Here is a 2,861-nt window from a genome sequence, read left to right as displayed (position 1 = left end):
GCCAAAAAAATTAATAATCGAAATTTGTAAAAATCAGCTTGTGTTTAACCGAATAGCTTTCGCTATTCTCGCCCGCACTGCTCATATACAATTCCGTTGGCAACAAGCTGAAGAAACGAAATGAATAAACTAAAAACAGGAGAATTCTTTGGAACACATTACCAAAAATCAGCTTTTGAAAATATTATTATTACAGATACTGAGTACACACATAGCAAAGTAGACTGGCATCATCACGAATACCCATATTTCACATATCTGCTTCAAGGAAAATTATTTGAATCAAATAAAAAAGAATCTTACTATTTAGAACCAGGAAGTCTTTTATTTCATAATTGGCAAGATGCACATTATAATATTAAACCATCTGAATACACTAGAGGATTTCATATTGAACTAAATGAAAAATGGTTTTCAAATTACAATATTCAAATAACAGATTTTGAAGGGAGTATCAACTTAAAGAATCCTTTAATTAAAAACTTAATGAACAGAGTATTCATTGAGTCTAAAATAAACGACCAATATTCTAATTTAAGTATTGAATCATCTTTAATTGACATTTTTGGATCCATAAAAAAAACAGAAGAGAAAACTTTAAAAAGACCTATTTGGGTGAATAATCTTCAAGAACTTCTCTTTGAGGAAAATATTAACTATTCACTAAAAAACTTAAGTGCAATTTTAGAAATACATCCAATACACTTATCTAGAGAATTTAGTAGATATTTTGGCACAACGCTTGGGAACTACATTAGATTTATAAAACTTAATAAAGCTTTCTGCTTACTAGCTTCAAATAAATTTTCAATGACAGAAATTTGCTATAAGTGTGGTTTTTATGACCAAAGTCATTTTATTACTAATTTTAAATCTGTTTATAAAACAACACCTTCTAATATATTGAAACAAATATCTTAAATGTTAATTATATACAATTATAGCCTATTTCAAAACGATATTTTTGCTCTAAATTACAAATATGAAATCAAATTATTTTTTAATACTTATTACTTGTGTAATAATATCGTGCAATAATAAATCGAAAAACTCACATTCGGAAGAAATAGAAAATTTGAGTTTTTCAAAAATTGATGTTTCAAAAAATCAACCTACATCAAAAGATTATTTAAAAAATTTCACACTAAACAAAGATGAGTTTCTAAACATTCATTTTACTTTAGAAAAACCACTTATTCAAAGTCTTCAATTGCTAGCACCAAAACTAACAGAAGTTGAACTATTAGAAAAAGGGAGTTTTCAGTTTTCGTTTTTAGTAGATGGCGAAATAGTTTATGTTGAAAATTTAAACAAAGGAGCAGGATTAAAAGCATTTAAAACAGAACAAGTTAATCACAGAATACAGCTAGTAACACCAAAACAATTAGATTATTGGGGTTGGTTTATGTGGCTCAAATTTATGAAACTTGGCGGTGGACAAGATGCACTTAGCGAAGGAAATCATTCTCTAGGCATAGAAGTAAGACCTTACATAAAACAAGACACATTAAAAGTAGGTACTCTTTTAGCTAAAGGAAATATTAATATTGAAGTTCCAAAAATACCAATAGATAAAAGTCTCATACCTATTCAAAAAATACAACCCAATAGTGGATGGGAAATATCTAAAGATAATTTTGATAGCAACAAAATTGAAGCTCTAAATAAAAAAATAGCAGAAGGTCGTTTTGAAAACATTAATGGAATTGTAGTGATAAAAGAAAATAAACTTTTGATTGAAGAATATTTTAATGGTGAAACTAGAGATAGTTTGCACGACCCAAGATCTGTTGGAAAATCAATAGCTTCTACAATGTTAGGAATTGCAATTGAAGAAAATTTTATAAAAAACGAAAATGCGTTATTAAAAGATTTTTACAATTTAAAATCATATAAAAATTATAGTAAAGAAAAAGATTCTGTAACGCTAAAATCTCTTTTAACGATGAATTCTAAATTTCTTGGTGATGATAGTGATTATAACAGTCCCGGAAATGAAGAAAATATGTACCCAACAAAAAACTGGGTGAAATTCACGCTTGATTTACCGATCCAAAAAGGCAAAGTAATCGGAGAGGATTTTGCCTATTTCACAGCAGGTGTTGTAGTTTTAGGTGATATTATTAATAAATATGTACCTAAAGGACTAGTTTCTTATGCTGATGAAAAATTATTTACACCTCTAGGCATTACAAATTATCAATGGGAGTATACACCACAAAAAGTGGGTAATACAGCTGGTGGAATTAGATTGAGAGCAGTTGATTTTGCAAAATATGGCCAATTATACAAGAACAAAGGACTCTGGTATGGAAAACAAATTTTAAACAAAAAATGGGTAGAAAAAAGCTTAGATGAACAAATAAAACAATCAGTTGATGGAGATTCTTACGGGTATTTATTTTGGAACAAAACTTATGAATATAATAATAAAGAATACCAAGTCTCTTTTTGTAGTGGGAATGGAGGGAATAAGATTTTCATCTTTAAAGACATTCCTTTTGTTGTTGTTATTACTTCTTCTGCTTATAACAATCCAAGTGCCCACGCTAATGCTGACAAAATGATGATTGAGTATATGTTACCAGCAATAATAGGAAAATAAGAAAGCCAGTTGCCAACAAAGTATAAAATTAATTGCTAGTTTTTGCTTATTTACGAAAGTTCTCGCAGGCTTTTAATCTATGATTTATTTACTAACTTTAGTGCTTGATAGACGCAACTAATCTTATACAATAACGTTGGCATTCATTGAGCAGAAGCGTTAAAATGAGAATTATGAGTAATTTAAAAGACATTAAATCGGAAATTGAAAAATATGCGAATGACTCAAATCTGACCGAATTACAAATTGTTGCGAA

The 2,861-nt window shown here is 28.7% G+C and carries 2 protein-coding genes; both read left to right on the top strand.

The genetic code is table 11. From position 1 onward, the window contains the following. Positions 1-120 precede the first annotated feature (120 nt). Positions 121-921: a helix-turn-helix transcriptional regulator gene (locus tag Q0C58_RS01740; protein WP_290696686.1), complete on the top strand. Its 801-nt coding sequence runs from the start codon at positions 121-123 to the stop codon at positions 919-921. Positions 922-1,075: 154 nt separating this feature from the next. Beyond that, entirely contained in the window at positions 1,076-2,605 is a 1,530-nt protein-coding gene (locus Q0C58_RS01735) for a serine hydrolase (protein WP_290696685.1), read from the top strand. The last annotated feature ends 256 nt before the right edge of the window (positions 2,606-2,861 follow it).

The organism is Lacinutrix sp. (genome assembly GCF_023299985.1).
Taxonomy (GTDB): domain Bacteria; phylum Bacteroidota; class Bacteroidia; order Flavobacteriales; family Flavobacteriaceae; genus Lacinutrix.
The sequence above is the reverse complement of the archived record's forward strand: the minus strand, read 5'-3'. Positions and strand labels throughout refer to the sequence as shown.

Bases quoted from the DNA above. Each gene is read 5' to 3' on its own strand.
- Q0C58_RS01740 (WP_290696686.1), top strand. From the start codon at position 121: ATGAATAAACTAAAAACAGGAGAATTCTTTGGAACACATTACCAAAAA.